Source organism: Methylobacterium crusticola (assembly GCF_003574465.1).
GTDB classification, from domain to species: domain Bacteria; phylum Pseudomonadota; class Alphaproteobacteria; order Rhizobiales; family Beijerinckiaceae; genus Methylobacterium; species Methylobacterium crusticola.
The window spans coordinates 1-25,633 of sequence record NZ_QOWC01000063.1; the positions used below are offsets into that span (position 1 = coordinate 1).

Genomic DNA, 25,633 nt, shown 5'->3' on the forward strand with positions numbered 1-25,633 from the left:
TCACAGGTTCAAATCCTGTCCCCGCAACCACCGTCACGACAACGCCGCCGCCCGGACCCCGGGCGGCGGCGTTGTCGTGTCCGGTTCTCTTCGCCGGCTCCCTTGGCCCCGGCCCCTCAGTAGCCGCGGCGCGTGACCACCCAGACCGCGTGGATCAGGCCCGGGACGTAGCCGAACACGGTCAGCAGCACGTTCAGGAAGAACTGCAGCCCGAGCCCGACCGTGAACAGCACCCCGACCGGCGGGATGATGACGAGCAGGATGATGCGGATGAGGTCGCCCACGGGATCTCCGTTCTGCCGTGCGGGAAGAGGCTGCGCTTGGAACGGCGCAGCGCGGGATCTGTTCCCGCAGCGTCAGCGCGGCGGCCGGGGAGGGCCCCGTCCCGGCGGGACCGGGACGGGGTTCCTCCGCGGCGCCTCCGAGCCCCGGCCGGCGAGGTGTCAGGGCCGCAGCAGCACCTTTCCCATCGCCTCCCGTCGCGCCAGGATGCCGAGGGCCGCGGCGGCCTCCGCCAGCGGGTAGACGCCGTGCACCTTCGCCGACAGCTTGCCGTCGGCCACGAGGGCGAGCAGGCGGGCCTGGTTCGCCGCGTGCGCGCCGGGCTCGCGCTTGATGAAGGCGCCCCAGAACACGCCCTGGATGTCGATGCCCTTCAGGAGGGCGAGGTTGAGGGGGATCCGCGGGATCGGGCCGGCCGCGAAGCCGATCACCAGGAAGCGCCCCTTCCAGTTGAGCGAGCGCAGGGCCGGCTCCGAGTAGTCGCCGCCGACGGGATCGTAGACGACGTCGATCCCGGCCTCCCCGCCGAGGCGGCGCAGGCCGTCCCGCAGCGGCTCCTGGCTGTAGTCGAGGGTCAGGTCGGCGCCGTGGGCGCGGGCCACCTCGAGCTTCTCGGCCGAGGACGCGCAGGCGATGACCCGCGCCCCCATGGCGTGGCCGAGCTCCACCGCCGCGAGCCCGACGCCGCCCGTCGCCCCGAGCACCGCCAGGGTCTCGCCCGGCTTCAGGGCCGCGCGGTCCTGGAGCCCGTGCAGCGAGGTGCCGTAGGTGACGCTCAGGCCCGCCGCCTGCTCGTCACCGACGCCCTCGGGCACCCGCGTCAGGCCGGCGATGCCGACCACCACGCGCTCCCGGCAGGCGCCGTGCCCGAGATGCGCGATGACCCGCTCGCCGACCCGGAAGCCCTCGACCCCCGGACCCAGCGCCTCGATCACCCCGCAGGCCTCCGCCCCCGGCGAGAACGGCAGTTCCGGCTTCACCTGGTAGCGGCCGGCGATGATCAGCGTGTCGAAGAAGTTCAGGGCCGCCACCGTCACCCGCACCAGGGCCTCGCCGGGCCCCGGCACCGGATCGGGCAACTCCTCGATCACCAGGTCCTCGGGCCCGCCGAGCGTCTTGCACAGGAGCGCCTTCATGCCTCGTCCTCCCTCGCCGCCTCTGCCCCGGCGGCCCTCGCGCTCTCCTGGGACAGGCCGGGACGGCTGGCAAGCCGGGCCGGGGCGTCAGGGCCGCTCGTAGGTCCCGGTCAGCAATCCCTTCGCCAGGACGTGCCCGTGCATGGCCGCCAGCAGGGCGCCCCGGCCCGGCGCGCCGTCGAGGCCGAGATGCCGGTTGAGGGCGTAGAGCTGGAACAGGTAGCGGTGCGGGCCGTGGCCCGTCGGCGGGTCCGGCGGCAGGTAGCCGGCCTTGAGGAAGGTGTTCCTGCCGAGGTCGTAGCCGTCCCCGTCCGAGCCCGGCCCCGCCAGCGCGCCCTCGGCGAGGCCCGGCCCGTCCGCCGGCAGGTCCCAGGCGATCGCGTGCACGAACGGCTTCGGGGTCGGGCTGTCGGCGTCCTCGACCAGCAGCACCAGGGCCGCGGTGCCCGCCGGCACCCCGCTCCAGGCCAGGGGCGGCGACAGCCTGGCGCCGTCCTGCGTGAAGCGCGCCGGCAGCGGCGCCCCGTCCGCGAAGGCCGTGCTGGTGACGCTGAGGCCGGCCGGGACCGTGTCGAACTCGGCGTGGAAGGCCGTCTTCTCGACCCCGGCCTTGAGGCCCGACAGGGCCTCGCCGATCGCGTGCGGGATCTTCTCCAGCATGGGCTTCTCCTGGCTCGCTCATCCATCCCGGCCGCCCGCGGCCGGCCCGCCGGCGACGCGACCGGTCTCAGGCGTCCCGGGCGCCGGCCGGGCCGGGGCGCTCGGCCGCGATCATGTAGTTCACGGCCGTGTCGCGGGCCGCGCGCCAGCGGTCGGTGAGCGGGTTGTAGACCACGCCGGTGACGTCGGCGACGCTGAGGCCGCCGCCCTCCACCGCCCGGGTGAGCTCGCCCGGGGTGACGAACCTCTCCCAGTCGTGGGTGCCCCGGGGGAGCCAGCCCAGGACGTACTCGGCCCCCACGATCGCGAGGGCGAAGGAGCGCATCGTCCGGTTGATGGTCGCGGCGAACAGGAGGCCGCCGGGCTTCACCGCCCCGCAGGCCGCCCGCACGAAGGCCGGCATGTCGGTGACGTGCTCGACGACCTCCATGGCCAGCACCACGTCGAAGCGCGCGGACCCCGCCGCCACCGCCTCGATCGTCTCCGCCCGGTAGGTGACCGGCACGCCCGCCGCCTCGGCGTGCGCCCGCGCCACCCGGATGTTGGCCGGGGCCGGATCGAGCCCCGTGACCTCGGCGCCGAGGCGCGCCAGGGGCTCGGACAGGACCCCGCCGCCGCAGCCGACGTCGACGATCGTGAGCCCGTCGAGCGGCCGGGGCCCGAGGGGGTCGCGGCCGAGACGGCGGCAGGCGGCGTCGCGGATGTAGGCCAGGCGCACCGGGTTGAAGCGGTGCAGCACCCGCATGGGCCCGGCCTCGTCCCACCAGGTCGCGGCGAGGCGCTCGAAGCGCGCGACCTCGTCGCGGTCGATCGAGGGTCCGGTCGGTTCGCTCATCGGCGCGGATCTCTTCCGGTTCGGGGACGCGCGGGCGGCTCCGGGCGCGCCCGCCGGAGGACGTAGCGCACTCCGCCGGCCCGGCCAAATCCGGGCGGGGCCCGCGCCCGCCCGCCCGGGGGCGCGGGTCCCGGCCGGGGGGCGCGCCCCGCATTGACACCGCCCCGCCCCGCGGGTACCCGCCAGGCGGTTCGCGACGCCGCCGCCGCCGTCACCGGCGCGGCGCGGGCCACCCTGTCCGATCGGATCCCCATGCCCCGCCTGGTGATGAAATTCGGCGGCACCTCCGTCGCCACGGTCGAGCGCATCCGCAACGTCGCCCGCCACGTCGCCCGCGAGGTGCGCGCCGGCTACGAGGTCGCGGTCGTGGTCTCGGCGATGTCGGGAAAGACCAACGAGCTCGTGGCCTGGTGCCGGGACGCCTCGCCCCTCTACGCCCAGTCCGAGTACGACGCCGTGGTGGCCTCCGGCGAGCAGGTGACCTCGGGGCTCCTCGCCATCGTGCTCTCCGAGATGGGCATCCGGGCCCGCTCCTGGCAGGGCTGGCAGATCCCCATCGAGACCACCGACCAGCACGGCTCGGCCCGCATCCAGGGCATCGACGGGGCGCGCCTCGACGCCGGCTTCCGGCGCGGCGAGGTCGCCGTGGTGGCGGGGTTCCAGGGCATCCACCCGGCGAGCGGGCGCCTCACGACCCTCGGGCGCGGCGGCTCGGACACGAGCGCGGTCGCGGTCGCGGCAGCGATCGGGGCCGAGCGCTGCGACATCTACACGGACGTCGACGGCGTCTACACCACCGACCCGCGGGTGGTGACCCGGGCCCGGCGCCTCGAGCGGGTGGCCTTCGAGGAGATGCTCGAGATGGCCTCCCTCGGCGCCAAGGTGCTGCAGGTGCGCTCCGTCGAGCTCGCCATGGTGCACCGGGTGCCCACCACCGTGCGCTCCTCCTTCGACGATCCCGACGACGCCCGCCCCGGCACCCTCATCTGCGACGAGGACGACATCGTGGAACAGCAGATCATCACGGGCATCGCCTTCTCGAAGGACGAGGCCCAGATCACGCTTCGCCGGGTCAAGGACAAGCCCGGCATCGCGGCGGCGATCTTCGGTCCGCTCGCCGACGCCAACATCAACGTGGACATGATCATCCAGGTCGTGTCCGGCGACGCCTCGACCACCGACATGACCTTCACGGTCCCGGCCGGCGACTACGAGCGGGCCCGCGCGATCCTCGACGCGCAGGCCGGGATCGTCGAGTTCGAGCGCATCGAGGGCGCCACCGACGTGGTCAAGATCTCGGCCATCGGCGTCGGCATGCGCAGCCACGCCGGCGTCGCCGCCAAGGCGTTCCGGGCCCTCGCCGAGAAGGGCATCAACATCCGGGCCATCACGACCTCGGAGATCAAGTTCTCGGTCCTGATCGACGCGGCCTACACCGAGCTCGCGGTGCGCACGCTCCACTCGCTCTACGGGCTCGACAAGGCCTGAGGCGGCCCCCGCCCGCGGGGTGCCTCGGCCCCGGGGCCCCGAAGGGCCGGGGCCCGCGCGGCAGACGGTGCTTGCCCGGCGGGCACCCGACTCGCTATACGGCCTAAGAGGCTGATGCGTCGAAGGCCCGTCGCCGAAGCGCATCCCCGGTTGCGCCGCTCCGGGTCCGGCTCGCCACAGGGTGGAAGACGACACGATGCCCGCAGCGCCTGGAGGCCCGCGCCTGCTACTGCGCCGCCTCCGCGAGGCCATGGCGGAGCCCGTCGGCGCGCAGGTGCGCCTCGACCGCATCGTCGTCATCATCGCGGCCAACATGGTCGCGGAGGTCTGCTCCGTCTACGTCCTGCGGGACGACGGCATGCTGGAGCTCTTCGCCACCGAGGGCCTCAACCGCGAGGCGGTGCACCTCACCACCATGCGGGCCGGCGAGGGCCTCGTCGGCCTGATCGCCACCACCGCCGAGCCCCTCTCGCTCTCGGACGCCCAGTCGCACCCGGCCTTCTCCTACCGGCCGGAGACCGGCGAGGAGGCCTACCACGCCTTCCTGGGCGTGCCGCTCCTGCGCGCCGGCAACACGCTCGGCGTCCTGGTGGTGCAGAACCGGACCTACCGGGTCTATTCCGAGGAGGAGATCGAGGCGCTCCAGACCACCGCCATGGTGCTGGCGGAGATGATCGCCTCGGGCGAGCTCCAGGCCCTCTCGCCCGGCACGGTGAGCGCCTCGCGCCGCACCCTGTGCCAGGCCGGCGTGCCGCTGGCGGACGGCGTCGGCCTCGGCCACGTCGTGCTCCACGAGCCCCGCATCGTGGTCAAGAACCTCATCGCCGAGAACGTCGAGCGCGAGGTCGGCCGCCTGGAGACCGCCATCGCGGAGGTGCGCTCGGCCATCGACGACCTCGTCGAGCGCGGCGACGTCGCGGGCGTCGGCGAGCACCGCGAGGTGCTGGAGACCGTGCGGATGTTCGCCCACGACCAGGGCTGGCTGCGCCGGATGCGGGAGGCGGTGCTCTCGGGCCTCACCGCCGAGGCGGCGGTGGAGCGGGTCCAGTCGGACAACCGCGCCCGCATGCTGCGCCAGAGCGATCCCTACCTGCGCGAGCGCCTGCACGACCTCGACGACCTCGCCAACCGGCTGCTGCGCCAGCTCGTCGGCCGCGAGGGGCTCGGGCCCTCCGCGATGCCCGAGAACGCCATCCTGGTGGCCCGCTCCATGGGGCCGGCGGCGCTCCTCGACTACGACCGCGCCCGCCTGCGCGGCGTGGTGCTGGAGGAGGGCGGGCCCACCAGCCACATCGCCATCGTGGCCCGGGCGCTGGGCATCCCGGCGGTGGGCGAGGTCGCCAACGCCACCGCCCTCGTCGAGTCCGGGGACGCCATCATCGTCGACGGCGGCACCGGCGAGGTCCAGATCCGCCCCGGCCCCGAGGTCGAGGCCGCCTACGCCGAGAAGGCGCGCCTGCGCGCCCGGCGCCAGGAGCAGTACCGCTCCCTGCGCGACCTGCCGGCGCTGACCCGCGACGGCGTGGAGATCGGGCTCCACCTCAACGCCGGCCTCCTCGTCGACCTGTCCCACCTGCACGAGACCGGCGCCGAGGGCATCGGCCTGTTCCGGACCGAGCTCCAGTTCATGATCGCCGAGCGCATGCCCTCGGCGGCCGAGCAGCAGGTGCTCTACGAGGCGGTCTTCACCGCGGCCGGCGACCTGCCGGTGACGATCCGGACCCTCGACATCGGCGGCGACAAGGTGCTGCCCTACATGAAGGCGCCCGAGGAGGAGAACCCGGCGCTGGGCTGGCGGGCGATCCGCATCGGCCTCGACCGGCCGGGGCTCCTGCGCATGCAGGTGCGCGCGCTCCTCAAGGCCGCCGGCGGCCGGCCCCTGAAGATCATGTTCCCGATGGTCGCCACCGTGGACGAGTTCGTCCGCGCCCGGGCGATCGCGGAGCGCGAGAAGGCCCACCTCGCCCGCCACGGCTACCCGCTGCCCTCCGAGTGCCGCCTCGGCGTCATGGTGGAGGTGCCCTCGCTCCTGTTCCAGATCGACGAGATCGCCGCCGAGGCCGATTTCCTCTCGGTGGGCTCCAACGACCTGATGCAGTTCCTGTTCGCGGTCGACCGCGAGAACCGCCGGGTCGCCGACCGCTTCGACCCGCTCTGCGCCCCGGCGCTCCGGGCCTTCCGGCTCATCGCCGACCGGGCCAGCGCCGCCGGCACCCCCGCGACGGTCTGCGGCGAGATCGGCGGCCGGCCCCTCGAGGCCATGGCGCTGATCGGCCTCGGCTTCCGCACCCTGTCGATGTCCCCGGCCGCGATCGGCCCCGTGAAGGCGATGGTGCTCGGCCTCGACGCGGGCGCGATCCGGGCCTTCCTGGAGGCCGAGCTCGCCCGCACGAGCGACGGCGCGTCCCTGCGCCCGGCGCTCGCCGCCTTCGCGGAGGCGCAGGGCGTCCCGATCTGAATCCCCCGGACGGGCCCCGACGGCCGGCCCGCCCGGCCGGGCGGGCCGCCGGCGCGGCCCGGCGCCCGGTGCAGGGCGCCCCTCGCCCCGGGGCGACTCGTCACCGGCGGCAGACCTGCTATACGCGGGCCCGTCTCCGGCACCGGGCGCGGGCCGCCCCGGCTGAACCCGACCCCGCGCAAGCCCATATCCCGGTCATGATCGCGATCCCCTCCGACCGTCTCGACGCCATCCTGGCCCGCCACGACATCGTCACCGCCACCCTGAGCGCCGGCGAGGCCGATGCCGAGAGCTTCGTCCAGCTCTCCCGCGAGCTCTCCGACCTCGACGCCGTGGTGGAATCCATCCGGGCCTACCGGGCCGCCGAGGCGGAGGTGCGCGGCGTCGAGGCGATGCTGGAGGAGGGCGACCCCGAGATGCGGGCGCTCGCCGCCGACGAGAAGCCGGAGGCCGAGGCCGCCCGCGACGCGGCCGCGCGGGCGCTCCAGCTCATGCTCCTGCCCAAGGATTCCGCCGACGAGAAGAGCGCCATCCTGGAGGTCCGCGCCGGCACGGGCGGCGACGAGGCCGCGCTGTTCGCCGGCGACCTCTTCCGCATGTACGCCCGCTACGCCGATCTGAAGGGCTGGCGCGTCGAGATCATCTCGGAGAGCCCCGGCACGGTCGGGGGCTACCGCGAGGTCGTGGCCGAGGTGAAGGGGCGCGGCGTCTTCGCCCGCCTGAAGTTCGAGAGCGGCGCGCACCGGGTCCAGCGCGTGCCCGACACCGAGGCGCAGGGGCGCATCCACACCTCGGCCGCGACCGTGGCGGTGCTGCCGGAGGCCGAGGAGGTCGACGTCCAGATCAACGACGCCGACCTGAAGATCGACACCATGCGGGCGCAGGGCGCCGGCGGCCAGCACGTCAACAAGACGGAATCCGCCATCCGCATCACCCACGTGCCGAGCGGCATCGTGGTCTTCGTCCAGGAGGAGCGCTCCCAGCACAAGAACCGCGCCCGCGCCCTCGCGGTGCTGCGCGCCCGCCTCTACGAGCAGGAGCGCGGCCAGAAGGACGCCGCCCGGGCCGCCGACCGCCGGGCGCAGGTGGGCAGCGGCGACCGCTCGGAGCGCATCCGCACCTACAACTTCCCGCAGGCCCGCGTCACCGACCACCGCATCAACCTCACCCTCTACCGCCTCGAGGAGGTGATGGCTGGCACGGCCCTCGACGAGGTGATCGACGCCCTCGTCACCGAGCACCAGGCCGCCCTGCTCGCCGCCGAGGGCATGGCGTGACCGCCTCCCCCGGGCCGGTCGACGGCGCGACCACCCGCGCCGAGGCCCGGGCCCGCGCCGCCGCGATCCTGGCCCGGCACGGCATCGGGACCGCGGCCCTCGACGCCCGCCTCCTGCTCGAGGAGTGCCTCGGCCTGCGCCCCACCGACCTCGTCCTCGGCGCGGAGCGGCCGATCGGCGCGGAGGGCGCGCGGCGCCTCGCGCAAGGACTGGCGCGGCGCTGCGCCGGCGAGCCGGTCGCCCGCATCGCGGGCGCCTGGGAGTTCTGGGGCCTGCCGTTCCGGCTCTGCCCCGCCACGCTGGTGCCGCGGCCGGACACCGAGACGCTCGTCGAGGCGGCCCTCGCCCTCGCGCGGCCGGGCCCTCTGCGCCTGCTCGACCTCGGCACCGGCTCGGGCTGCCTCCTCGTCGCCCTCCTGAGCGAGTGGCCCCGCGCCACCGGCCTCGGGATCGACCGCTCGCCCGCGGCCCTCGCCACCGCCCGCGCCAACGCGGCCCGCAACGGCGTCGCGGCCCGGGCCGCCTTCGCGGCGGGGGATTGGGGCGCGGCCCTCGCCGGCGGGCGCTACGACGTCGTCGTGGCCAACCCCCCCTACATCGCGACGGCGCGGATCGACGACCTCGCCGAGGAGGTGCGCGCCCACGACCCGCACCTCGCCCTCGACGGCGGACCGGACGGCCTGGCGGCCTACCGGGTCATCCTGGCGCAGGCCGCCGGCGGCCCGGACGGGCCCGGGCTGCTCGCGCCGGAGGGCCGGCTCCTGGTCGAGATCGGCTACGACCAGGAGGACGCCCTGCGGGCCCTCGCACCGGCCGCCGGTCTGCGCGTCGAGGCGGTCCGCCGCGATCTCGCGGGCCATCCCCGGGTCGTCGCGATGGCCCGCGCGGAGGCCGGATGAGGCGGATTGTCGAGGTTTCTGATGCCGTTGCGTTCGATTTTACTTGGCTCGTCCGGCCAAACCCGCTAACGTCCCCCGGCAGATCGTGAACGGTCCGGAAAGACAACCAGGCTAGGTTCTCGGGCGCGACCCCAGCGTGGACCTTGGACGATCTCCCACCACCGGGCGGACCAATGAGCGCGCAGGCGGTCCGGTGACCTGAATCTGTGAATCGATGGGCGACTTGAACGCGAGAGAGCCCGCGGTTGCACAGGGCACGACGAACAGTGTCGCGGAGGCGGGACGGCCCGAACGGGCCGCCCGATGCCGGCGACCGGTTCGCTCCGCGCGTGAAGTCCGCCCTTCAAGTCGTCGAACGAGGGTCAGTCGAGACCGATGAGACCAAACCAGAACAGGCGTATGCGTGGCCGTAACCGGAGCAAGGGCCCGAACCCACTCACCCGGGCCTACGAATCGAACGGCCCCGACGTGAAGATCCGTGGAACGGCCCAGCACATCGCCGAGAAGTACGCCCAGCTGGCGCGAGATGCCCAGGCGAACGGCGATCCGGTCATGGCCGAGAACTATTTCCAGCACGGCGAGCACTACCAGCGCATCATCGCCGCCGCCAACGAGCAGTACCGCCAGCAATACGGCGGCACCTACGGCCGTCAGGCCTTCGACGACGAGGGCGACGAGGACGACGACGGCCCGCAGCAGAACGGCTACCCGGCCGGCCAGGACGGCCGCGGCGTCAACGGCTACGCCCAGAACGGCTACGGCCACGCCGACGACTACGCGGATCCCGGCCAGCAGCCCCAGCCCTACGAGAGCCGCGTCGAGTCCGAGCGCTCGGCACGCTTCGACCGCCAGGATCGCCAGGATCGCCGCGAGCCGCAGGATCGCCGCGAACGCTTCCAGGCCCGGAGCGACCGGCCGCAGCGGCCGGACCGCCCCGAGCGCCAGGATCGGCCGGAGCGCGTCGAGCGCCAGGAGCGCGTCGAGCGTCCCGAGCGCCAGGACCGGCCCGAGCGCGTCGAGCGTCAGGACCGCCCCGAGCGGCAGGACCGCCCCGAGCGGCAGGATCGTCCCGAGCGGCAGGACTTCGCGCGCAGCGAGCAGCCCCGGCAGGACGGATACCGCGAGGGCACCACCCGCCCGGACGCCGGCGGCCGGGCCGAGTTCCGCCGCGAGCGCCGCCGCGAGGAGCCCCGCGCCGAGCCGTCCCGCGTCGACGAGGAGCCCGGCGGCCTGCCGGCCTTCCTGACGACCCCGGTGCGCCCCCCGGCCGCGGTCGAGGAGGCCCCGCCGCCCGCGATCCCGGTCGACGCGGAGGCCGAGGCGCCCGCGCCCCGTCCCCGCCGCCGCCGCCGCACCCGCTTCGAGGGCACGGCCGGCGAGGCCGGGACCGACGCGGCGGGCGAGCTGTTCCCGACCTCGTCGGACACGCCCTCGGCGGAGTGAGGCGGACCGGCGGGGCGGGATCCGGCGCGCGAGCCCGGATCCCGCCCCGCCCGTGCCCGGGAGACGCGTGTGGCGCCCATCTACGACGTGATCGTGCTCGGTGTCGGCGGCATGGGCTCCGCCGCCTGCTGGCATCTGGCCCGGCGCGGACAGCGCGTCCTCGGCCTCGAGCGGTTCGACATACCGCACGCCATGGGCTCGTCCCACGGCGTCAACCGCATCATCCGCCTCGCGTATTTCGAGGACCCGTCCTACGTGCCGCTCCTGCGGCGCGCCTACGAGAACTGGCGCGACCTCGAGACCCGGTTCGGCGAGCCGCTGCTCCACGTCACCGGCTCGGTCGATGCCGGACCGGAGGGCAGCCGCGTCGTCGAGGGCGCGCGGGCGGCCTGCCGGGCCCACGACCTGCCCCACGAGGTCCTCTCCGCCCGCGACCTCAACGCCCGCTTTCCCGGCTACGGCCTGCCGCCGGGGCACACGGCCCTGCTCCAGCAGGAGGGCGGGTTCGTCGCCTCCGAGCGCGCGATCGTCGCCCACGTCGCCATGGCGCAGCACGCGGGCGCCGAGATCCGGGCCCGCGAGCGGGCGCTCGCCTGGGAGCCGACCCCGGACGGGGTCCGGGTGCGCACCGAGCGGGGCACCTACGAGGCCGGCCGGCTGATCCTCTCGGCCGGGGCCTGGATGCAGGACCTCGTGCCGGCGCTGGCCGGGCGGGCCGTCCCCGAGCGCCAGGTGCTGGGCTGGTTCCAGCCGCGGGAGCCGGACGCGTTCCGGCCCCGGGCCTTCCCGGTCTTCAACGCCCTCTTCGACGAGGGGCACTTCTACGGATTCCCCGTCTGGGGCCAGCCCGGGTTCAAGCTCGGCCTCTACCACCACCTGCGGGAGACCGGGCCGGCCGAGACCATCGACCGCGAGGTCCATCCTCGCGACGAGGCGGCGCTCCGCGGCGCCCTCGCGCGCTACTTCCCGAAGGCGGACGGGCCCACCATGGCGCTCCGGTCCTGCCTGTTCACCAACACGCCCGACGAGCACTTCGTGCTCGACGCGCTGCCGGGCCTGCCCCAGGTCATCGCGGCCTCGCCCTGCTCCGGCCACGGCTACAAGTTCTGCAGCGTCATCGGCGAGATCCTGGCCGACCTCGCCACCGAGGGGCGCACGCGCTTCGACATCGCCCTCCACGGGCTCGGCCGCTTCGCGGGCGCCTGACGTCCGGCCCCGGGGCGCCCGCGTCCTCCCGGGGCGCCCGCGTCCTGCGTCAGGCCGTCGCCCGCAGCACCAGCCTGTCGGCGAAGGCCGGGTCGCCCAGGGCCGCGAAGGGGCCGTTCAGGTAGCGGCCGGGATTGCGCCCGTAGGTGAACGGGCGGCCCTTCGGGCAGACGACGCAGCCGCCGGCCCGGGTCAGGATGTGGTCGCCCGCGGCCGTGTCCCACTCCATCGTCGGGCCGCCGCGCACGTAGAGGTCGGCCTCCCCGGAGGCGATGAGCCCGAACTTCAGGGCCGAGGAGGCGGGCCGGCGCCGGCCCACCGGCAGCGCCGCGAGGCAGGTCTCGTCGGCGGCCTCGCCGTGCCGGCGGCTGACCAGGGCCGTCATGCCCTCCCGGGGCGTCGGCCGGACCGCGATGGCGGCCGACGCGCCCGGCCGGCCCTCGACGATCGGCGCCTCGCGGGCGGCGGCGCCGGCGCTCCAGACCCGGCCGAGCGCCGGCGCCGCCAGGGCCGCCGCGACCGGGCGCCCCTGCGCCACGAGGGCGATGTTCACGCTGTACTCGCCCGTGCCCTTGAGGAAGTCCCGGGTCCCGTCGAGGGGATCCACGAGGAAGAACAGCGCCGCGGGCGCGGCCGTGGCGGCGGTCTCCTCGGCGATGACCGGGATCGCCGGCCAGTGCCGGGCGAGCTCGGCCACGATGTGCGCCTCGGCGGCGAGGTCGGCCTGGCTCGTCGGCGAGCCGTCCGCCTTGAGGTGGTGCTGGCAGGTGCCGCGCTCGAAGTGCCGCAGGATGACCCCGGCCGAGCAGGCGATCTCGGCCAGCATGCCGGCGACGGCGTCGCGCTCGGTCGGATCCGGGACGCGGTCCTGCGAGAGAGGAACTGTCATTCCCCCGTCATGCCGTGCCGCCGCGGGTTTGTCGATGCGGGCCCGCGCCGTTTCCCCGGCCGCCGGGACCGCCTTTCCAAACCCGCGGCGGGTCGCTATCCGTGCCGCTTCGACCGTGGCGGGTGCCGCCGCGACCCCGCCCGCCGGTTCCGCGGAGTGCGCCATGACCACCGTGACCCTCGATGCCCTCGACCTCTCGGCGCTGCTCTGCTCGCGGGTCTGCCACGACGTGATCAGCCCGGTGGGCGCCATCGTGAACGGCCTCGAGGTGCTGGAGGACGAGGACGACGCCGGGATGCGCGACTTCGCCCTCGACCTGATCCGCAAGAGCGCCAAGCAGGCCTCGGCCCGGCTGCAATTCGCCCGCATCGCCTTCGGGGCCGCCGGCTCGGCCGGGTCCAGCATCGATCTGGCGGACGCCGAGGGCGTGGCGCGCGGCATGTTCGGGGACGAGAAGACCCAGCTCACCTGGAGCGCGCCGCGGGCCCTGTTTCCCAAGAACAAGGTGAAGCTGCTCCTGAACCTGGTCGTGGTCGCCGCCACCACGATCCCGCGGGGCGGCGTCATCGACGTCGTGGTGTCGGGCGCCGCCGAGGCGCCGGACTTCGTCCTGACCATGAAGGGCAGCCACGCCCGCATCCCGCCCCACCTCGAGGCCCTCCTGGCCGGCGCGCCCGAGAGCGGCTCGGTCGACGCCCACGCCATCCAGCCGTTCTACGCCGGCCTCGTGGCCCGGGCGGCCGAGATGCGGGTGCACCTCTCGATCGACGGCGACACCGTGACGATCCGGGCCGAGCCGGCCCCCGCCGGCGCGGCCGCCTGAGGCGCCGGCCCCGCGCCGCGCCGGTTGCCGGCACGCGCCCAGCGTTGAGCCGCCGGCCCGGAGCGGCGCTCCGGCGGCCTGACGCAGGGTTCGCGGGCCGGAGAATCCGCGCCGGCCGGGGTTTCGACAGCATCGCACGGCGCCTCATCGGCTCGCGCGGCCCGGACGGATTCGGCGGCATCCTGGTTCACGTCCGCTGGACTCTCGCCCGACCGCGATCAAGCGGGGATCGCGCGGGATCTCGAGTCGATCCGGCAACGGATCTTAAAGGCTCCGGTGGCACCTTGGGGCCGCGCAGAGATCCTGCGTGGATCGACGGGTGCCCGCGATGGACGATTTGCTGCGTGAATTCCTGACCGAAACCGGCGAGCATCTCGACACGGTCGATCTGGAACTCGTCCGGTTCGAGCAGGATCCGAACAACCAGACCATCCTGCGCAACATCTTCCGCCTGGTACACACCATCAAGGGCACCTGCGGCTTCCTCGGCCTGCCGCGCCTTGAGGCGCTGGCCCACGCGGCCGAGACCCTGATGGGCAAGTTCCGCGACGGCCTGCCGGTGACGACGCCGGCCGTGAGCCTGATCCTGCAGACCCTCGACCGCATCAAGCTGATCGTGGCCGAGCTCGAGCGCACCGCCGCCGAGCCGGCCGGCGTCGACGACGACCTCATCGGCAGCCTCGAGCGGATGTCCGAGGCGCCCGTCCCGGCGCCCGCGCCCCGGGTGGACGAGGTGGTGCTGCCGCAGATCCTGGAGCGGGCCCTCAAGCCCGGCGAGGTCTCCCTCGACGACCTGGAGCGGGCTTTTCGCGATACGCCCGGGCCTGGGGCCGAGCCCGAGCCCGAGCCCGCCCCGGAGGTCGTCCGGCTCGACGAGGTGCGGTCCCAGCAGGCCCGGCCCCACCAGGACGAGGCCCGCCCGCCGGAGGCCCGGAGAGCCGAGCCCGCGCGCCAGGAGCCCGTGCGCCAGGATCCCGTGCGTCAGGAGCCCGCGCGCGCCGAGGCGGCGTCCGAGAGCGATGCCGGCCCGGTGAACAAGGTCCAGACCATCCGGGTGAACGTCGACACGCTCGAGCACCTGATGACGATGGTCTCGGAGCTGGTGCTGACCCGCAACCAGCTCCTCGAGATCGCCCGTCGCCACGAGGACGGCAACTACAAGGTGCCCCTGCAGCGCCTCTCGCACGTCACCGCCGAGCTGCAGGAAGGGGTGATGAAGACCCGCATGCAGCCGATCGGCTCGGCCTGGCAGAAGCTGCCGCGGGTGGTGCGCGATCTCTCCTCGGAGCTCGGCAAGAAGATCGACCTCGTGATGCAGGGGGCCGAGACCGAGCTCGACCGCCAGGTCCTCGAGGTGATCAAGGACCCGCTCACCCACATGGTGCGCAACTCCGCCGACCACGGCATCGAGTCCGGGGCGGACCGCCGGGCCGTGGGCAAGCCCGACAAGGGCACGATCCGGCTCAACGCCTTCCACGAGGGCGGCACGATCACGATCGAGATCGCCGACGACGGCAAGGGCCTCGACCTCCAGGCGATCCGCCGCAAGGCGGTGGAGCGCGGCGTCGCCGCCGAGGCCGAGGTCGAGCGCATGACCGACGCCCAGGTGGCGAAGTTCATCTTCCACGCCGGCTTCTCGACCGCCAAGGCGGTGACCTCGGTCTCGGGCCGCGGCGTCGGCATGGACGTGGTCAAGACCAACATCGAGCTCATCGGCGGCACCATCGACATCCAGACCGAGCTCGGCCGCGGAACCACCTTCACGATCAAGATCCCGCTGACGCTGGCGATCGTGGCCGCGCTGATCGTCTCGGCCCGCGACATGCGCTTCGCGATCCCGCAGGTCTCGGTCCTGGAACTGGTGCGGGTGAGGCCCGGCACCGACCACGCCGTCGAGCGCATCAACGGCTCGCCGGTCCTGCGCCTGCGCGACCGCCTGCTGCCGATCGTGCCGGTGGCCGGCATGCTCGGCCTCGACGCGCCGGGCGCGGCCTCGTCCTCCGACGAGGGCTTCGTGGTGGTGAGCCAGGTCGGGCGCCAGCGCTTCGGCATCCTGGTGGACGGCGTCTTCCACACGGAGGAGATCGTCGTGAAGCCGATGTCCACGAAGCTGCGGCACATCCCGCTCTTCTCGGGCAACACCATCCTGGGCGACGGCGCCGTCGTGCTGATCATCGACCCCAACGGGGTCGCCCGGATGGTCGGGTCGGGCGTGGCCAGCGGCCAGCAGGTCGAGGCCGAGGCGGAGGCCGAGGAATCGAGCGCCGACCAGCCGGTGACGCTCCTCGTCTTCAAGGGCGGCGGCGACGCCCTAAAGGCGGTGCCGCTCTCCCTCGTGACCCGCCTCGAGGAGATCGACGCGGCCAAGATCGAGTGGGTGGGGGGCCGGCCGCTGATCCAGTACCGCGGCCGCCTCATGCCCCTCGTCCCGGCCGATCCGGGCCAGGCGCTCAAGCGCGAGGGCGCCCAGGCCCTGGTGGTGTTCTCGGACGGCGAGCGCTCCATGGGCCTCGTGGTCGACGAGATCGTCGACATCGTCGACGAGGTGCTGGACGTCGAGCTGGTGGCGGAGCGCTCCGACCTGATCGGCTCGGCGGTGGTGCGCGGCCGCGCCACCGAGATCGTCAACATCGCCCACTACCTGCCGCTCGCCCACGAGGATTGGGGCCGGCCCTCGAACCGGGCCATGCCCCGCGCCCCGAACCTGCTCCTCGTCGACGATTCGCCCTTCTTCCGGGAGATGCTGACCCCGGTGCTGAAGGCCGCGGGCTACCGCGTGCTGACGGCCGGCAGCGTCGACGAGGCCCTCGGCCTCCTCGGCGGCGAGGGCCGGATCGACCTCGTGGTGAGCGACCTCGAGATGCCGGGCCGGTCCGGCTTCGACCTGATCGAGGCGATGCGCAAGGGGGCCCCGCACCTCGCCGCCATGCCGGTCGTGGCGCTCGCCGGCACGATGGCGCCGGAGGCGATCGCCCGGGCGCGGGCGCTCGGCGTCGGCGACTGCGTGGCGAAGTTCGACCGCAGCGGCCTCGTGGCCGCGCTGAACGAGATCACCAGCGATCCCCTCGACGTCGCCGCCTGAGCCTCACGCCAGCCCTCCGGAGCCGAGCCCCGCCATGATGGCCGCCAACACCAACACCGCCAACGGCACCACGCCCGCCGGCGAGACCACCGACTACGTCACCGTGACCCTCGGGGACGAGCTGTTCGGGCTGCCGATCGACCGCGTCCACGACGTGTTCATCGCCACCAACCTGACCGAGGTCCCCCTGGCGCCGCCGGAGATCAAGGGCCTGCTCAACCTGCGCGGCCGCGTGGTGACGGCGATCTGCCTGCGCCGGCGCCTCGGCCTGCCGGACCAGGCGGCGGACGGGCGCAACATGGCGGTCGGGCTCGAGCACGCAGGCGAGGCCTACGGCGTCCTCGTCGACCAGGTCGGCGAGGTGATGAAGCTCTCCGCCGACACCTTCGAGCCGAACCCGGTCCACCTCGACGCGCGCTGGCGCAGCGTCTCGCGCGGCGTGCACCGGCTCGAGGGCCGCCTGCTGATCGTCCTCGACGTCGAGGCCGTGCTCGCCTTCGGGGACGAGCGGATCGCCGCGACCGCGGCCTGACGAGGGGGATCGGATGAAGACCTGCCTGATCGTCGACGACTCCGCCGTCATCCGCAAGGTGGCACGCCGGATCGTGGAGGGCCTCGGCTTCCGGGTGGCGGAGGCCGAGGACGGCCGCGAGGCCGCCGCCCTCTGCGAGGCCGCCATGCCGGAGGTGATCCTGCTCGACTGGAACATGCCGAACATGGACGGCTACGAGTTCCTGCGCGCCCTGCGCCGCCAGCCCGACGGCATGCGCCCCAAGGTGGTGTTCTGCACCACCGAGAACGACGTCGCGTCGATCGCCCGCGCGCTGCATGCCGGCGCCGACGAGTACATCATGAAGCCCTTCGACCGGGACATCGTCACCGCCAAGCTTCAGGAAGTCGGCCTGACCTGAGCTCCTCCGGCGCCCCGGCGCCGGCCGCCGGCGCGCCCGGCGCGACGGATCCCGGCGGACGATCCGCCCACCCAAGGCCGCGCCCGCGCGCGAGCAGCGAGAGACAGCATGGCCGCTTCCGTCGCGCCTTCCCCGCCCCCGCCTTCCGCCGGATCGCGCGTGCGCGTCCTCGTGGCCGACGATTCGGTCGTGGTGCGCGGGCTCGTGTCGCGCTGGCTCGAGGAGGCGGGGTGCGAGGTCGTGGCCACCGCCTCGAACGGCCGCATCGCCCTCGACGCCCTCGACCGCGCCAACCCCGACATCGTCCTCCTCGACATCGAGATGCCCGAGCTCGACGGCACCCAGGCCCTGCCCCGGATGCTCGCCAAGCGGCCGGGGCTCCAGGTCGTGATGATGTCGACCCTGACCCAGCGCAACGCCGAGATCTCCCTGCGCTGCCTCGCCCTCGGCGCCATCGACTACCTGCCGAAGCCCGAGGGCAACCGCGGCGTCACCACCCAGGCGAGCTTCCGCGAGGACCTGATCCAGAAGGTGCGGATGCTCGGGGCCGCCCTGCGCGGCCGGCCGCTCGGGCGCCCGGCGCCCGTCGAGCGCCCGCTCGGCGCCGAGCGGGCGCCGCCGCCCACGCCTCCTGCGAAGCCGGCCTCGCCCGTGGTGCTGCGCCCGCGCCCGCTGCGCGCGGCGCCCCGCTGCCTGCTGATCGGCGCCTCGACGGGCGGGCCGCGGGCCGTCGGCGAGGTGCTCGAGGGGATCGGCGCCGCCGCCCTGCGGCGCCTGCCGATCCTGATCGTGCAGCACATGCCCCCGGTCTTCACGGCGGTGTTCGCCGAGCACCTCGGCACCCGGACCGGGCTGCCGTCCGCGGAGGCCCGGCACGGCGAGGCGCTGCGGCCGGGCACCATCTACGTCGCCCCCGGCGGGCGCCACATGGGCCTGGCCGGCGGCGGCCAGGAGGTCACGGTGCGCCTCGACGACGGGCCCGCGGTGAATTTCTGCCGCCCGGCCGTCGACGTCATGTTCCGCGACGCCGCCGAGGTGTTCGGGGCCGCGACCCTGTCGGTCGTGCTCACCGGCATGGGCTCGGACGGCACCAAGGGGGCCAAGGCCCTGATCGACGCCGGCGGCACCATGCTGGCCCAGGACGAGGCCTCCTCGACCGTCTGGGGCATGCCGGGCAGCCTGGTCAAGGCGGGCTACGCCCACGAGGTGCTGCCGCTGCCGGCGATCGGGCCGGCCCTGCGGGCGGCAATCACCGGCCCGGGAGCCCCCCACTGATGCGGACCCTCACGCTTTCCTCCGGCAGGGCGCCGCGCCGATGACCGACATCGAGTTCGAGTTCCTGCGCGGCTACCTCAAGCAGCGCTCCGGCCTCGCCCTGACGGCGGAGAAGCACTACCTCCTCGAGAGCCGGCTGATGCCGGTGTGCCGGCGCTTCAAGCTCTCGGGCTTCTCGGACCTCGTCGGCTGCCTGCGGCTGTCGCGCGACGGCGCGATCGAGCGCGCGGTGGTCGAGGCGATGACCACCAACGAGACGTTCTTCTTCCGCGACCGCACCCCGTTCGACCTGTTCCGCGACGTGCTGCTGCCCCAGGCCCTGGCGGCCCGGGCGGGCCAGCGCCGCCTGCGGATCTGGTGCGCCGCCGCCTCGAGCGGGCAGGAGCCCTACTCGCTGGCGATGATGCTGGCCGAGGCGGGCCCGCGGCTCGCGGGCTGGCGGGTCGAGCTCGTCGCCACCGACCTCTCGACGGAGGTCCTGGAGAAGGCGAAGCTCGGCCTCTACAACCAGTTCGAGGTCCAGCGCGGGCTGCCGGTGCAGCTGATGCTGAAGCACTTCGAGCAGGTCGGCGAGCAGTGGCGCATCGCGCAATCCCTGCGCGACATGGTGGATTTCCGGCCCCTCAACCTGCTGCACCCGTTCGAGCAGCTCGGCACGTTCGACATCGTGTATTGCCGCAACGTGCTGATCTACTTCGACACGGTGACCAAGGCGGACGTGCTGCGCCGCATCGCCGAGCAGCTCGCCCCGGACGGCGCGGTGCTGCTCGGCGCCGCCGAGACGGTGATCGGGATCACGGACACCCTGGCGCCCGATACCGACAACCGGGGCCTGTACCGGCACGGGCGGGCCCTCGCGGCCGGCGCCGCGGCCGCGCCCGCGTTCCAGCCGGCGGTGCGCCGGGCGGTGCGCTGAGGCGGCCGGCCCCGCGCCGCGGTTGCCGGCGCGGGGGAGAGCCCGGCCGCTCTCCGGCGGGGTCGATGCAGGCGAGAGATCGGGATGCCGTCCGGAGCGGCCCGCGCGCGGCGGGGCGGCGGCTCAGGGGCGGCGGCGCGAATGATCAGGGGCCGCTCGCGCGCCCGATCCCGCCCGGGGCCGGCGCGCGCGCCCTGCCGTCTCGATCGGCCCGGGGGCTGCGATCATGAGCGGCCACCGCGAGTCTCCGGGGAGATCGGGATGGTGCGGCCGAGAGGACTCGAACCTCCACTGGTTGCCCAACTAGCACCTCAAGCTAGCGCGTCTACCAATTCCGCCACGGCCGCGGAGTGCTCCGGGCGCCGGGGTGCCGGCGCGGCGGGGATGAAACCCGTCGAAGCGGCGCAGCGAATAACAGATCGATTCCGGGGCCACAAGCGCCCGGGGGGAAACGGGGCAAAGAATCTGCCGCGGCCGCGTCAGGGTCCGCCCGGCCCCGCCGCGAGCAGGGAGGCGGCGCCGTCGCCGATGCGGATGCCGGCCTCGCGCACCACCTCGGCCTTGCGGATCAGCTCGGTCACCTCGACCGAGATGCGGTTGCCCGTGACGACGATCTGCCCGCGGGCGATCGGGTGGTCGTTGGCGAGGATCTCGACCATATCGGTATCGATCGACTCGAGCTCGATCACCGCGCCGCGGCCCATGCGCAGCAGCATGTGGATCGGCATCCGGGCCCGCCCGAGCACGACCGTGAGGTCCACCTTGAGGTCTTCGAGAACCGCCACGTGCCCGACCCGCTCCTTCCGCCCGCGCCCGCCGGCCGATCCGGTCCCGCAGCGCCGTCCGCGCCCGCAAGAGCTTTCCGCCCAGATGGTGAAGCGTTGGTAAACGCGCGCCTCGCCGCGGCGCCGGAGGGGCTCCGCGCGGCCCCCGGTGCGCCGCCCGTCGCGTGGGCGGTGCGCGAGGGCCTGCTCGACTACCGCGCGGCGGAAGCCGCCATGGAGGCCCGGGCCGCCGCCATCGCGGAGGGCCGCGCCCCCGAGGCGGTCTGGCTCGTGGAGCACCCGCCGCTCTACACCGCCGGCACCTCGGCGCGGGAGGCCGACCTCGTGGCGCCGGGGCGCTTCCCGGTCCACCGCACCGGGCGGGGCGGGCAGTACACCTACCACGGGCCGGGCCAGCGCGTGGCCTACGTGATGCTGGACCTGAACCGCCGGCGCCCGGACCTGCGCGCCTACGTGGCGGCGCTGGAGACCTGGCTCATCGCCACCCTGGACGCCTTCACGATCCGGGGCGAGCGCCGGGAGGACCGGGTCGGCGTCTGGGTGCGGCGCCCCGAGAAGGGGCCGGGCGTCGAGGACAAGATCGCGGCCATCGGCATCCGGGTGCGGCGCTGGGTGACGTTCCACGGCATCAGCCTCAACGTCGAGCCCGACCTGTCGCACTTCTCCGGCATCGTGCCCTGCGGGGTGCGCGGGCACGGGGTCACCAGCCTCGTCGATCTCGGCCGCCCGGTGAGCATGCCGGAGGTCGACGGGGTGCTGCGCGCCCGCTTCGAGGACGTGTTCGGGCCGACGCGGCCCGGCGTGCCGGACGAGGCTGGGGATGGCGGCCCCTGATCGCGTCCGCCCGTCTGGTCAGCGCGCGAGCGGGCGGCTAGACTGCCGGGTGCGCCCCGCCGGCTGGCGGGCGTGCCGCAAGTCTCTGCCACCGCACGCCTTTGCGGAGTGTCCGGGTCCCGCGCCGCGCCATCACGGAGACCGCCCGTGTCGGATGTCCTCGTGCCAGTGACCGCTGCCGGGCCGGGGGACGATCCGACGCGCCTCCTGCGCGCGAGCCTCGCGGTCGCGCCGCTCCCCTCCCTGCTGCTGGATCCGGCCCGGCCCGGGTGCCCGGTCGCCTTCGCCAACCCGCCCGCCCTCGCGCTCCTGGGCCGGGGCCTCGTCGGGCGCGCGCTGCCGGAATTCGGCTGCGACGCCCACGGGGAGGCCGCCCTGCGCGCCCTCGTGGCCGCGGACGGGCCCGGCAGCGCCGAGGCGCAGCTGCGCCGGGCGGACGGGGCCACGCTCTGGGCGGTCCTGCACGTCTCGGCCGTGGACGGGGAGGGGACGGGCGGCGCCCTGCGGCTCGCGCAATGCGTCGACGTCTCGCGCTGCCGCGACCTCGAATCGGCCCTGGGCCAGGCCCAGAGGCGGGAGGCGCTGGGGCAGCTCACCAACAGCGTCGCCCATGAGTTCAACAACCTGCTCCAGATCCTGGTCGGCTACGTCGACGGCCTGCGGCGGCGGCTCGGGGATCATCCGGACCCGTTCGTGCAGCGGGCGCTCACCCGCTCGACCGACGCCGCGGAGCGCGCCTCGACGCTCACCCGCCACCTGCTGTCGTTCTCGCGCAAGCACCGGCCGGAGCCGCGCCCCGTCGATCTCAACGGGCTCCTGCGCGGCTTCGCGGGGCGGGCCCGGGCCGTGCTCGGCGAGGCCATCGGGCTCGACCTCGACCTCGCGGACGATCTCTGGATCGCCCTCGTCGACCCGATCCAGACCGAGCTGATCCTGCAGATCCTGCTCAGCAACGCCCGCGAGGCCATGACGGCGGGCGGGCGGGTCGCGGTCGCCACCGAGAATCTCGGCGGCGAGGGCGTGTCCTCCGACGGTACGGCCGGCCGCCACGTCGTGCTCACGGTCGCCGACACCGGGGCCGGGATGCCGCCCGAGGTGCTGGCGCGGGCGCTCGAGCCGTTCTTCACCACCCGCGAGCCCGGGCGCGGCACGGGGCTCGCCATCCTCAACGCTCTGGTGAAGCGCCAGAACGGCGCCGTGGCCCTGCGCAGCCATCCCGGGGAGGGCACGCTGCTCCGGCTCACCTTCCCGGCGGCCGATCCGCAGCGGACGCGCCGGCCGCCCGAGCGGGACGCCTTACGAAGTGATGCCGCGCAATAATCCCGCAGGACGCAAAAATTTCCCGCTTGGCACACCCCCTCGTCATCGGGGATTCTTCACGCCGCGAAGTTACGGGAGGGGCTGCGGACCCCGCGGTTCCTCTCTTCTACTGCGCGGGGACGATCCCCATATGTGCGTCGGGGCCGAACGCCCCTCCATGCTTTGCGCGAGGCGATACGAACCGATGATGACCACCTTCTCCCGCGGCCGCCGTACGGCGGTGGCCTTCAGCCTGGCGGCCCTGATGGCCGTGGCGGCGACGGCCGGCGAGGCGCGTCCCGGCGGCGGCTCTTCCATGGGCTCGCGTGGCTCGCGCACCTACTCGGCTCCGGCCCCGACCGCGACCGCTCCCGGCAGCGTGGCGCCGATGCAGCGCTCGATGACCCAGCCCGGCTCCCCGATGGGCAGCCCGGCGGCAGCTCCGCAGCGCCGCTTCGGCGGCGGCTTCTTCGCGGGCCTCCTCGGCGCCGGCCTCCTCGGCGCGCTCATCGGCGGCGGCTTCTTCGGCGGCCTCGGCGGCATCGCGTCGTTCATCGGCCTGCTGCTCCAGGTCGGCCTGATCGTGGGCCTCGCCATGCTGGCATTCCGGTTCTTCCGGCGGCGCCAGCAGGAGCCCGCCCTGGCGGGCGCCTACAGCCGCAACGGTCCCGCCCCGGCGGGGCCCGGCCCCCTCGGCGGCCTCGGCGGCGCGTCCGGTGGCGGCGCGGCCCGCCCGGCGCAGCCCGACCAGGTCGGCATCAGCCCGCAGGATTTCGACGCGTTCGAGCGCACCCTCGGGCAGGTCCAGCTCGCCTACGGCAACGAGGACGTCGCGACCCTGCGCCGCCACACGACGCCCGAGATGGCCGGCTACTTCACCGAGGAGCTCAAGGCCAACGCGGCCCGCGGCGTGGTCAACAAGATCGCCGACGTGAAGCTCCAGCAGGGCGACCTCGCCGAGTCCTGGCGCGAGGGTCCGGTGGACTACGCCACGGTGGCCATGCGCTACACCCTGCGCGATGCCACGGTGGACCGGGCCAGCGGCCGGGTCGTCGAGACCGGCGCCCCCGAGGCCACCGAGATCTGGACCTTCGCCCGCGAGCGCGGCGGTCCGTGGCTGGTCTCGGCGATCCAGCAGACCCGCGCGGCCTGAGCGCGGCTGCGGGGCCCGGCGCTGCCCTGGCGCCGCGGCCCGCCGGAGCCGCGGCGCCGGCCCGATCCACTCCCGCGGCGGAGGGCCTCGCGGCCCTCCGCCGCGTCGTCACAGCAGGCGCGCCATCGCCACGAAGCCGGCGACCGGCACCTCCTCGGCCCGCGCCGTCTCGGGGATGCCCGCACCGGCCAGGAGGCGGCCGGGATCCGGCGCCGCGGCCTTCAGGCTCTGGCGCAGCATCTTGCGGCGCTGGCCGAAGGCCGCGCCGGTGACCGCCTCGAGCGCGCCGACGCGGCAGGGCAGGGGTTCCGCCCGCGGCACGAGCCGCACCACGCTCGACGTCACCTTGGGCGGCGGCACGAAGGCCGAGGGCGGCACGTCGAACAGGATCTCGGCCCGCGTGCGCCAGCCGCACAGCACCCCGAGCCGGCCGTAATTCGCCCGGTCGCCCTCGTCGGCGACGATCCGCTCGGCCACCTCGCGCTGGAACATCAGCGTCAGCGAGTCCCACCAGGGCGGCCAGCCCGGTGCCGTGAGCCAGCCCGCGAGCAGGGCCGTCCCGACATTGTAGGGCAGGTTCGCGACGATGCGGGCCGGGCCCGCCCCGAGGAGCGGGCCGGGGTCGAAGGCGAGGGCGTCCCCCTCCACCACCTCCAGCCGCCCCGGGTAGCGGGCGGCGATCTCGGCGAGGGCCGGCAGCGCGCGGGCGTCCCGCTCGATGGCGATCACCCGGGCGGCGCCGTGCATCAGGAGCGCCCGGGTCAGGCCCCCGGGCCCCGGGCCCACCTCCACCACGGTGGCGCCCTCGAGGGGACCGGCCGCCCGGGCGATGCGCCCCGTCAGGTTGAGGTCGAACAGGAAGTTCTGGCCGAGCGCCCGGCGGGGCATCAGGTCGTGCGCCCGCACCACCTCCCGGAGCGGCGGCAGGCCGTCGGGCGCCGTCATGCCTGGCCCGGCCGGCCGGCGAGCCGCCCGGCGAGCCGGAGCGCCGCGATCAGGCTGTCGGGCTTGGCGAGGCCACGGCCCGCGATGTCGAAGGCGGTGCCGTGGTCCGGCGAGGTGCGCAGGAAGGGCAGCCCGAGGGTGACGTTCACGCCGTCGTCGAAGGCGAGGGTCTTGATGGGGATCAGGGCCTGGTCGTGGGTCGGCGCCAGGGCCACGTCGTAGGCCGCCCGGGCACGGGCGTGGAACAGGGTGTCGGCCGGGTGCGGCCCGGTGATCGCCACGCCCTCTTCCCGCAGGCGCGCCACGGCGGGCGCCAGCACGTCCCGGTCCTCATGCCCCATGCTGCCGGCCTCGCCGGCATGCGGGTTGAGGCCCGCCAGCACCAGGCGCGGCCGGTCGAGGCCGAAGCGCCGGCGCATGTCGCGGTCGACGATGCGGGCCGTCTCGACCACGAGGTCGACCGTGAGGAGGTCCGGCACCGCCCGCAGCGGCACGTGGATCGTCAGCGGGACCACCGCCAGGGTCTCCGACCACAGCAGCATCACCGGCCGCGGCACGGCCCCGCCCTCGGCCGCGAGCGCCGCGAGGTACTCGGTGTGCCCCGGGTGGCGGAAGCCGGCCGCGTAGAGCACGTGCTTGGCGATGGGGTTCGTCACGACGGCCGCGGCGGCGCCCTCCCGGACCAGGGCGACCGCCGCCTCGATGGAGGCGAGGGTGCCGGCGGCGCTCGCCGGATCGGGCCGGCCGGGCTCCGCCGCGACCGCGAGGCCGCCGGGCAGCGGCACCACCGGGAGCGCCCGGGAAAATACCCGGCCGGCCCCGGCCGGGTCGACGGCCTCGACCGGCACCGCGAGCCCGAGCCGCGCGGCCGTCCGCGACAGGAACCCCGGGTCCCCGACGACGAAGAACGGCGGCAGGCCGTGCGCCTCCCGGAGCGCCCAGGCCCTGAGGGTGATCTCGGGCCCGATCCCGGCCGGGTCGCCCTGGGTCAGCGCGAGGGCTGTGGTCATGAAGGCGTCGTCCCGTCCGCCGCGCAC

23 protein-coding genes and 1 tRNA gene are annotated in these 25,633 nt (G+C 74.7%); 15 read left to right on the top strand and 9 right to left on the bottom strand.

Going from position 1 to position 25,633, the window contains the following annotated elements; genetic code table 11:
• Positions 1-116 precede the first annotated feature (116 nt).
• From DT057_RS19390 to ubiG, 4 genes are all read right to left on the bottom strand, one after another.
• Entirely contained in the window at positions 117-284 is a 168-nt protein-coding gene (locus tag DT057_RS19390; RefSeq protein ID WP_128563746.1) for a YqaE/Pmp3 family membrane protein, read from the bottom strand.
• A gap of 159 nt (positions 285-443) precedes the next feature.
• On the bottom strand, positions 444-1,418 hold the full coding sequence (locus DT057_RS19395) for an NADPH:quinone oxidoreductase family protein (RefSeq protein WP_128563747.1): 975 nt from the start codon (positions 1,416-1,418) through the stop codon (positions 444-446).
• 87 nt (positions 1,419-1,505) lie between these two features.
• The gene (locus DT057_RS19400) at positions 1,506-2,078 is read right to left on the bottom strand and encodes a YbhB/YbcL family Raf kinase inhibitor-like protein (RefSeq protein ID WP_128563748.1); all 573 of its coding nucleotides are present in this window, start codon (positions 2,076-2,078) and stop codon (positions 1,506-1,508) included.
• A gap of 67 nt (positions 2,079-2,145) precedes the next feature.
• Positions 2,146-2,913: a bifunctional 2-polyprenyl-6-hydroxyphenol methylase/3-demethylubiquinol 3-O-methyltransferase UbiG gene (ubiG, locus tag DT057_RS19405; protein ID WP_128563749.1), complete on the bottom strand. Its 768-nt coding sequence runs from the start codon at positions 2,911-2,913 to the stop codon at positions 2,146-2,148.
• Positions 2,914-3,165: 252 nt separating this feature from the next.
• On the opposite strand from ubiG, the gene DT057_RS19410 reads away from it, so the two are divergent.
• The 6 genes from DT057_RS19410 to solA all read left to right on the top strand — a co-directional run bounded on the left by DT057_RS19410 (position 3,166) and on the right by solA (position 11,684).
• Positions 3,166-4,401 (top strand): aspartate kinase, encoded by a 1,236-nt coding sequence (locus tag DT057_RS19410; RefSeq protein WP_128563750.1) that lies wholly within the window; start codon positions 3,166-3,168, stop codon positions 4,399-4,401.
• Between the two features lie 196 nt (positions 4,402-4,597).
• A complete protein-coding gene (gene ptsP, locus DT057_RS19415) occupies positions 4,598-6,859 on the top strand; it encodes a phosphoenolpyruvate--protein phosphotransferase (RefSeq protein ID WP_128563751.1) in 2,262 nt (753 codons plus the stop codon).
• Positions 6,860-7,056: 197 nt separating this feature from the next.
• The gene (prfA, locus tag DT057_RS19420) at positions 7,057-8,136 is read left to right on the top strand and encodes a peptide chain release factor 1 (protein ID WP_128563752.1); all 1,080 of its coding nucleotides are present in this window, start codon (positions 7,057-7,059) and stop codon (positions 8,134-8,136) included.
• On the top strand, positions 8,133-9,035 hold the full coding sequence (prmC, locus tag DT057_RS19425; protein ID WP_128563753.1) for a peptide chain release factor N(5)-glutamine methyltransferase: 903 nt from the start codon (positions 8,133-8,135) through the stop codon (positions 9,033-9,035). The genes prfA and prmC overlap by 4 nt, the downstream gene beginning before the upstream one ends.
• Before the next feature lie 399 nt (positions 9,036-9,434).
• Positions 9,435-10,478 carry a DUF4167 domain-containing protein gene (locus tag DT057_RS19430; RefSeq protein ID WP_128563754.1) on the top strand — a complete coding sequence of 348 codons (1,044 nt, stop codon included), beginning with the start codon at positions 9,435-9,437 and terminating at the stop codon, positions 10,476-10,478.
• A gap of 69 nt (positions 10,479-10,547) precedes the next feature.
• Entirely contained in the window at positions 10,548-11,684 is a 1,137-nt protein-coding gene (gene solA, locus DT057_RS19435) for an N-methyl-L-tryptophan oxidase (protein WP_128563755.1), read from the top strand.
• 49 nt (positions 11,685-11,733) lie between these two features.
• Here solA and DT057_RS19440 read toward each other — a convergent pair whose 3' ends face one another.
• Positions 11,734-12,573 carry a 3'(2'),5'-bisphosphate nucleotidase CysQ family protein gene (locus DT057_RS19440; protein ID WP_128563756.1) on the bottom strand — a complete coding sequence of 280 codons (840 nt, stop codon included), beginning with the start codon at positions 12,571-12,573 and terminating at the stop codon, positions 11,734-11,736.
• Positions 12,574-12,736: 163 nt separating this feature from the next.
• Here DT057_RS19440 and chpT point away from each other — a divergent pair, with 163 nt between their 5' ends.
• The 6 genes from chpT (at position 12,737) to DT057_RS19470 (ending at position 19,580) form a co-directional block, all read left to right on the top strand.
• Entirely contained in the window at positions 12,737-13,396 is a 660-nt protein-coding gene (chpT, locus tag DT057_RS19445; RefSeq protein ID WP_128563757.1) for a histidine phosphotransferase ChpT, read from the top strand.
• Between the two features lie 328 nt (positions 13,397-13,724).
• Positions 13,725-16,478 carry a hybrid sensor histidine kinase/response regulator gene (locus DT057_RS19450; RefSeq protein ID WP_128563758.1) on the top strand — a complete coding sequence of 918 codons (2,754 nt, stop codon included), beginning with the start codon at positions 13,725-13,727 and terminating at the stop codon, positions 16,476-16,478.
• 34 nt (positions 16,479-16,512) lie between these two features.
• Positions 16,513-17,010 (top strand): chemotaxis protein CheW, encoded by a 498-nt coding sequence (locus tag DT057_RS19455; protein WP_128563759.1) that lies wholly within the window; start codon positions 16,513-16,515, stop codon positions 17,008-17,010.
• 13 nt (positions 17,011-17,023) lie between these two features.
• On the top strand, positions 17,024-17,389 hold the full coding sequence (locus DT057_RS19460; RefSeq protein WP_128563760.1) for a response regulator: 366 nt from the start codon (positions 17,024-17,026) through the stop codon (positions 17,387-17,389).
• Positions 17,390-17,497: 108 nt separating this feature from the next.
• Complete coding sequence (locus DT057_RS19465) at positions 17,498-18,664, top strand: protein-glutamate methylesterase/protein-glutamine glutaminase (protein WP_128563761.1); 1,167 nt, start codon at positions 17,498-17,500, stop codon at positions 18,662-18,664.
• A 40-nt stretch (positions 18,665-18,704) separates the two neighbouring features.
• On the top strand, positions 18,705-19,580 hold the full coding sequence (locus DT057_RS19470) for a CheR family methyltransferase (protein WP_128563762.1): 876 nt from the start codon (positions 18,705-18,707) through the stop codon (positions 19,578-19,580).
• 262 nt (positions 19,581-19,842) lie between these two features.
• On the opposite strand, the gene DT057_RS19475 is transcribed toward DT057_RS19470, so the two are convergent.
• Together DT057_RS19475 and DT057_RS19480 are read right to left on the bottom strand one after the other, a co-directional pair.
• Positions 19,843-19,927 (bottom strand) — tRNA-Leu (locus DT057_RS19475).
• Positions 19,928-20,059: 132 nt separating this feature from the next.
• Positions 20,060-20,365 carry a FliM/FliN family flagellar motor switch protein gene (locus DT057_RS19480; RefSeq protein ID WP_128563763.1) on the bottom strand — a complete coding sequence of 102 codons (306 nt, stop codon included), beginning with the start codon at positions 20,363-20,365 and terminating at the stop codon, positions 20,060-20,062.
• A 96-nt stretch (positions 20,366-20,461) separates the two neighbouring features.
• Between DT057_RS19480 and lipB the strand changes: the two genes are divergently transcribed.
• The 3 genes from lipB to DT057_RS19495 all read left to right on the top strand — a co-directional run bounded on the left by lipB (position 20,462) and on the right by DT057_RS19495 (position 23,651).
• Positions 20,462-21,199, top strand: a complete 738-nt coding sequence (lipB, locus tag DT057_RS19485; protein ID WP_128563764.1) for a lipoyl(octanoyl) transferase LipB — start codon at positions 20,462-20,464, stop codon at positions 21,197-21,199.
• A gap of 162 nt (positions 21,200-21,361) precedes the next feature.
• Positions 21,362-22,519 carry an ATP-binding protein gene (locus tag DT057_RS19490; RefSeq protein WP_128563765.1) on the top strand — a complete coding sequence of 386 codons (1,158 nt, stop codon included), beginning with the start codon at positions 21,362-21,364 and terminating at the stop codon, positions 22,517-22,519.
• A 184-nt stretch (positions 22,520-22,703) separates the two neighbouring features.
• Positions 22,704-23,651: a TIM44-like domain-containing protein gene (locus DT057_RS19495; RefSeq protein ID WP_128563766.1), complete on the top strand. Its 948-nt coding sequence runs from the start codon at positions 22,704-22,706 to the stop codon at positions 23,649-23,651.
• 108 nt (positions 23,652-23,759) lie between these two features.
• Here the strand turns inward: DT057_RS19495 and rsmA are convergent, their stop codons facing one another.
• Together rsmA and pdxA are read right to left on the bottom strand one after the other, a co-directional pair.
• Positions 23,760-24,596: a 16S rRNA (adenine(1518)-N(6)/adenine(1519)-N(6))-dimethyltransferase RsmA gene (rsmA, locus tag DT057_RS19500; RefSeq protein WP_128563767.1), complete on the bottom strand. Its 837-nt coding sequence runs from the start codon at positions 24,594-24,596 to the stop codon at positions 23,760-23,762.
• Positions 24,593-25,606: a 4-hydroxythreonine-4-phosphate dehydrogenase PdxA gene (pdxA, locus tag DT057_RS19505; RefSeq protein WP_128563768.1), complete on the bottom strand. Its 1,014-nt coding sequence runs from the start codon at positions 25,604-25,606 to the stop codon at positions 24,593-24,595. Before pdxA ends, rsmA begins: the two co-directional genes overlap by 4 nt.
• Between the last annotated feature and the right edge of the window lie 27 nt (positions 25,607-25,633).

Coding starts and splice junctions, on each gene's coding strand:
- pdxA (WP_128563768.1), bottom strand. CDS start 25,606: ATGACCACAGCCCTCGCGCTGACCCAGGGCGACCCGGCCGGGATCGGG.
- prfA (WP_128563752.1), top strand. CDS start 7,057: ATGATCGCGATCCCCTCCGACCGTCTCGACGCCATCCTGGCCCGCCAC.
- DT057_RS19455 (WP_128563759.1), top strand. CDS start 16,513: ATGATGGCCGCCAACACCAACACCGCCAACGGCACCACGCCCGCCGGC.
- rsmA (WP_128563767.1), bottom strand. CDS start 24,596: ATGACGGCGCCCGACGGCCTGCCGCCGCTCCGGGAGGTGGTGCGGGCG.
- DT057_RS19460 (WP_128563760.1), top strand. CDS start 17,024: ATGAAGACCTGCCTGATCGTCGACGACTCCGCCGTCATCCGCAAGGTG.
- ptsP (WP_128563751.1), top strand. CDS start 4,598: ATGCCCGCAGCGCCTGGAGGCCCGCGCCTGCTACTGCGCCGCCTCCGC.
- DT057_RS19395 (WP_128563747.1), bottom strand. CDS start 1,418: ATGAAGGCGCTCCTGTGCAAGACGCTCGGCGGGCCCGAGGACCTGGTG.
- ubiG (WP_128563749.1), bottom strand. CDS start 2,913: ATGAGCGAACCGACCGGACCCTCGATCGACCGCGACGAGGTCGCGCGC.
- DT057_RS19430 (WP_128563754.1), top strand. CDS start 9,435: ATGCGTGGCCGTAACCGGAGCAAGGGCCCGAACCCACTCACCCGGGCC.
- DT057_RS19450 (WP_128563758.1), top strand. CDS start 13,725: ATGGACGATTTGCTGCGTGAATTCCTGACCGAAACCGGCGAGCATCTC.
- DT057_RS19400 (WP_128563748.1), bottom strand. CDS start 2,078: ATGCTGGAGAAGATCCCGCACGCGATCGGCGAGGCCCTGTCGGGCCTC.
- DT057_RS19440 (WP_128563756.1), bottom strand. CDS start 12,573: ATGACAGTTCCTCTCTCGCAGGACCGCGTCCCGGATCCGACCGAGCGC.
- DT057_RS19470 (WP_128563762.1), top strand. CDS start 18,705: ATGACCGACATCGAGTTCGAGTTCCTGCGCGGCTACCTCAAGCAGCGC.
- DT057_RS19410 (WP_128563750.1), top strand. CDS start 3,166: ATGCCCCGCCTGGTGATGAAATTCGGCGGCACCTCCGTCGCCACGGTC.
- chpT (WP_128563757.1), top strand. CDS start 12,737: ATGACCACCGTGACCCTCGATGCCCTCGACCTCTCGGCGCTGCTCTGC.
- DT057_RS19465 (WP_128563761.1), top strand. CDS start 17,498: ATGGCCGCTTCCGTCGCGCCTTCCCCGCCCCCGCCTTCCGCCGGATCG.
- DT057_RS19495 (WP_128563766.1), top strand. CDS start 22,704: ATGATGACCACCTTCTCCCGCGGCCGCCGTACGGCGGTGGCCTTCAGC.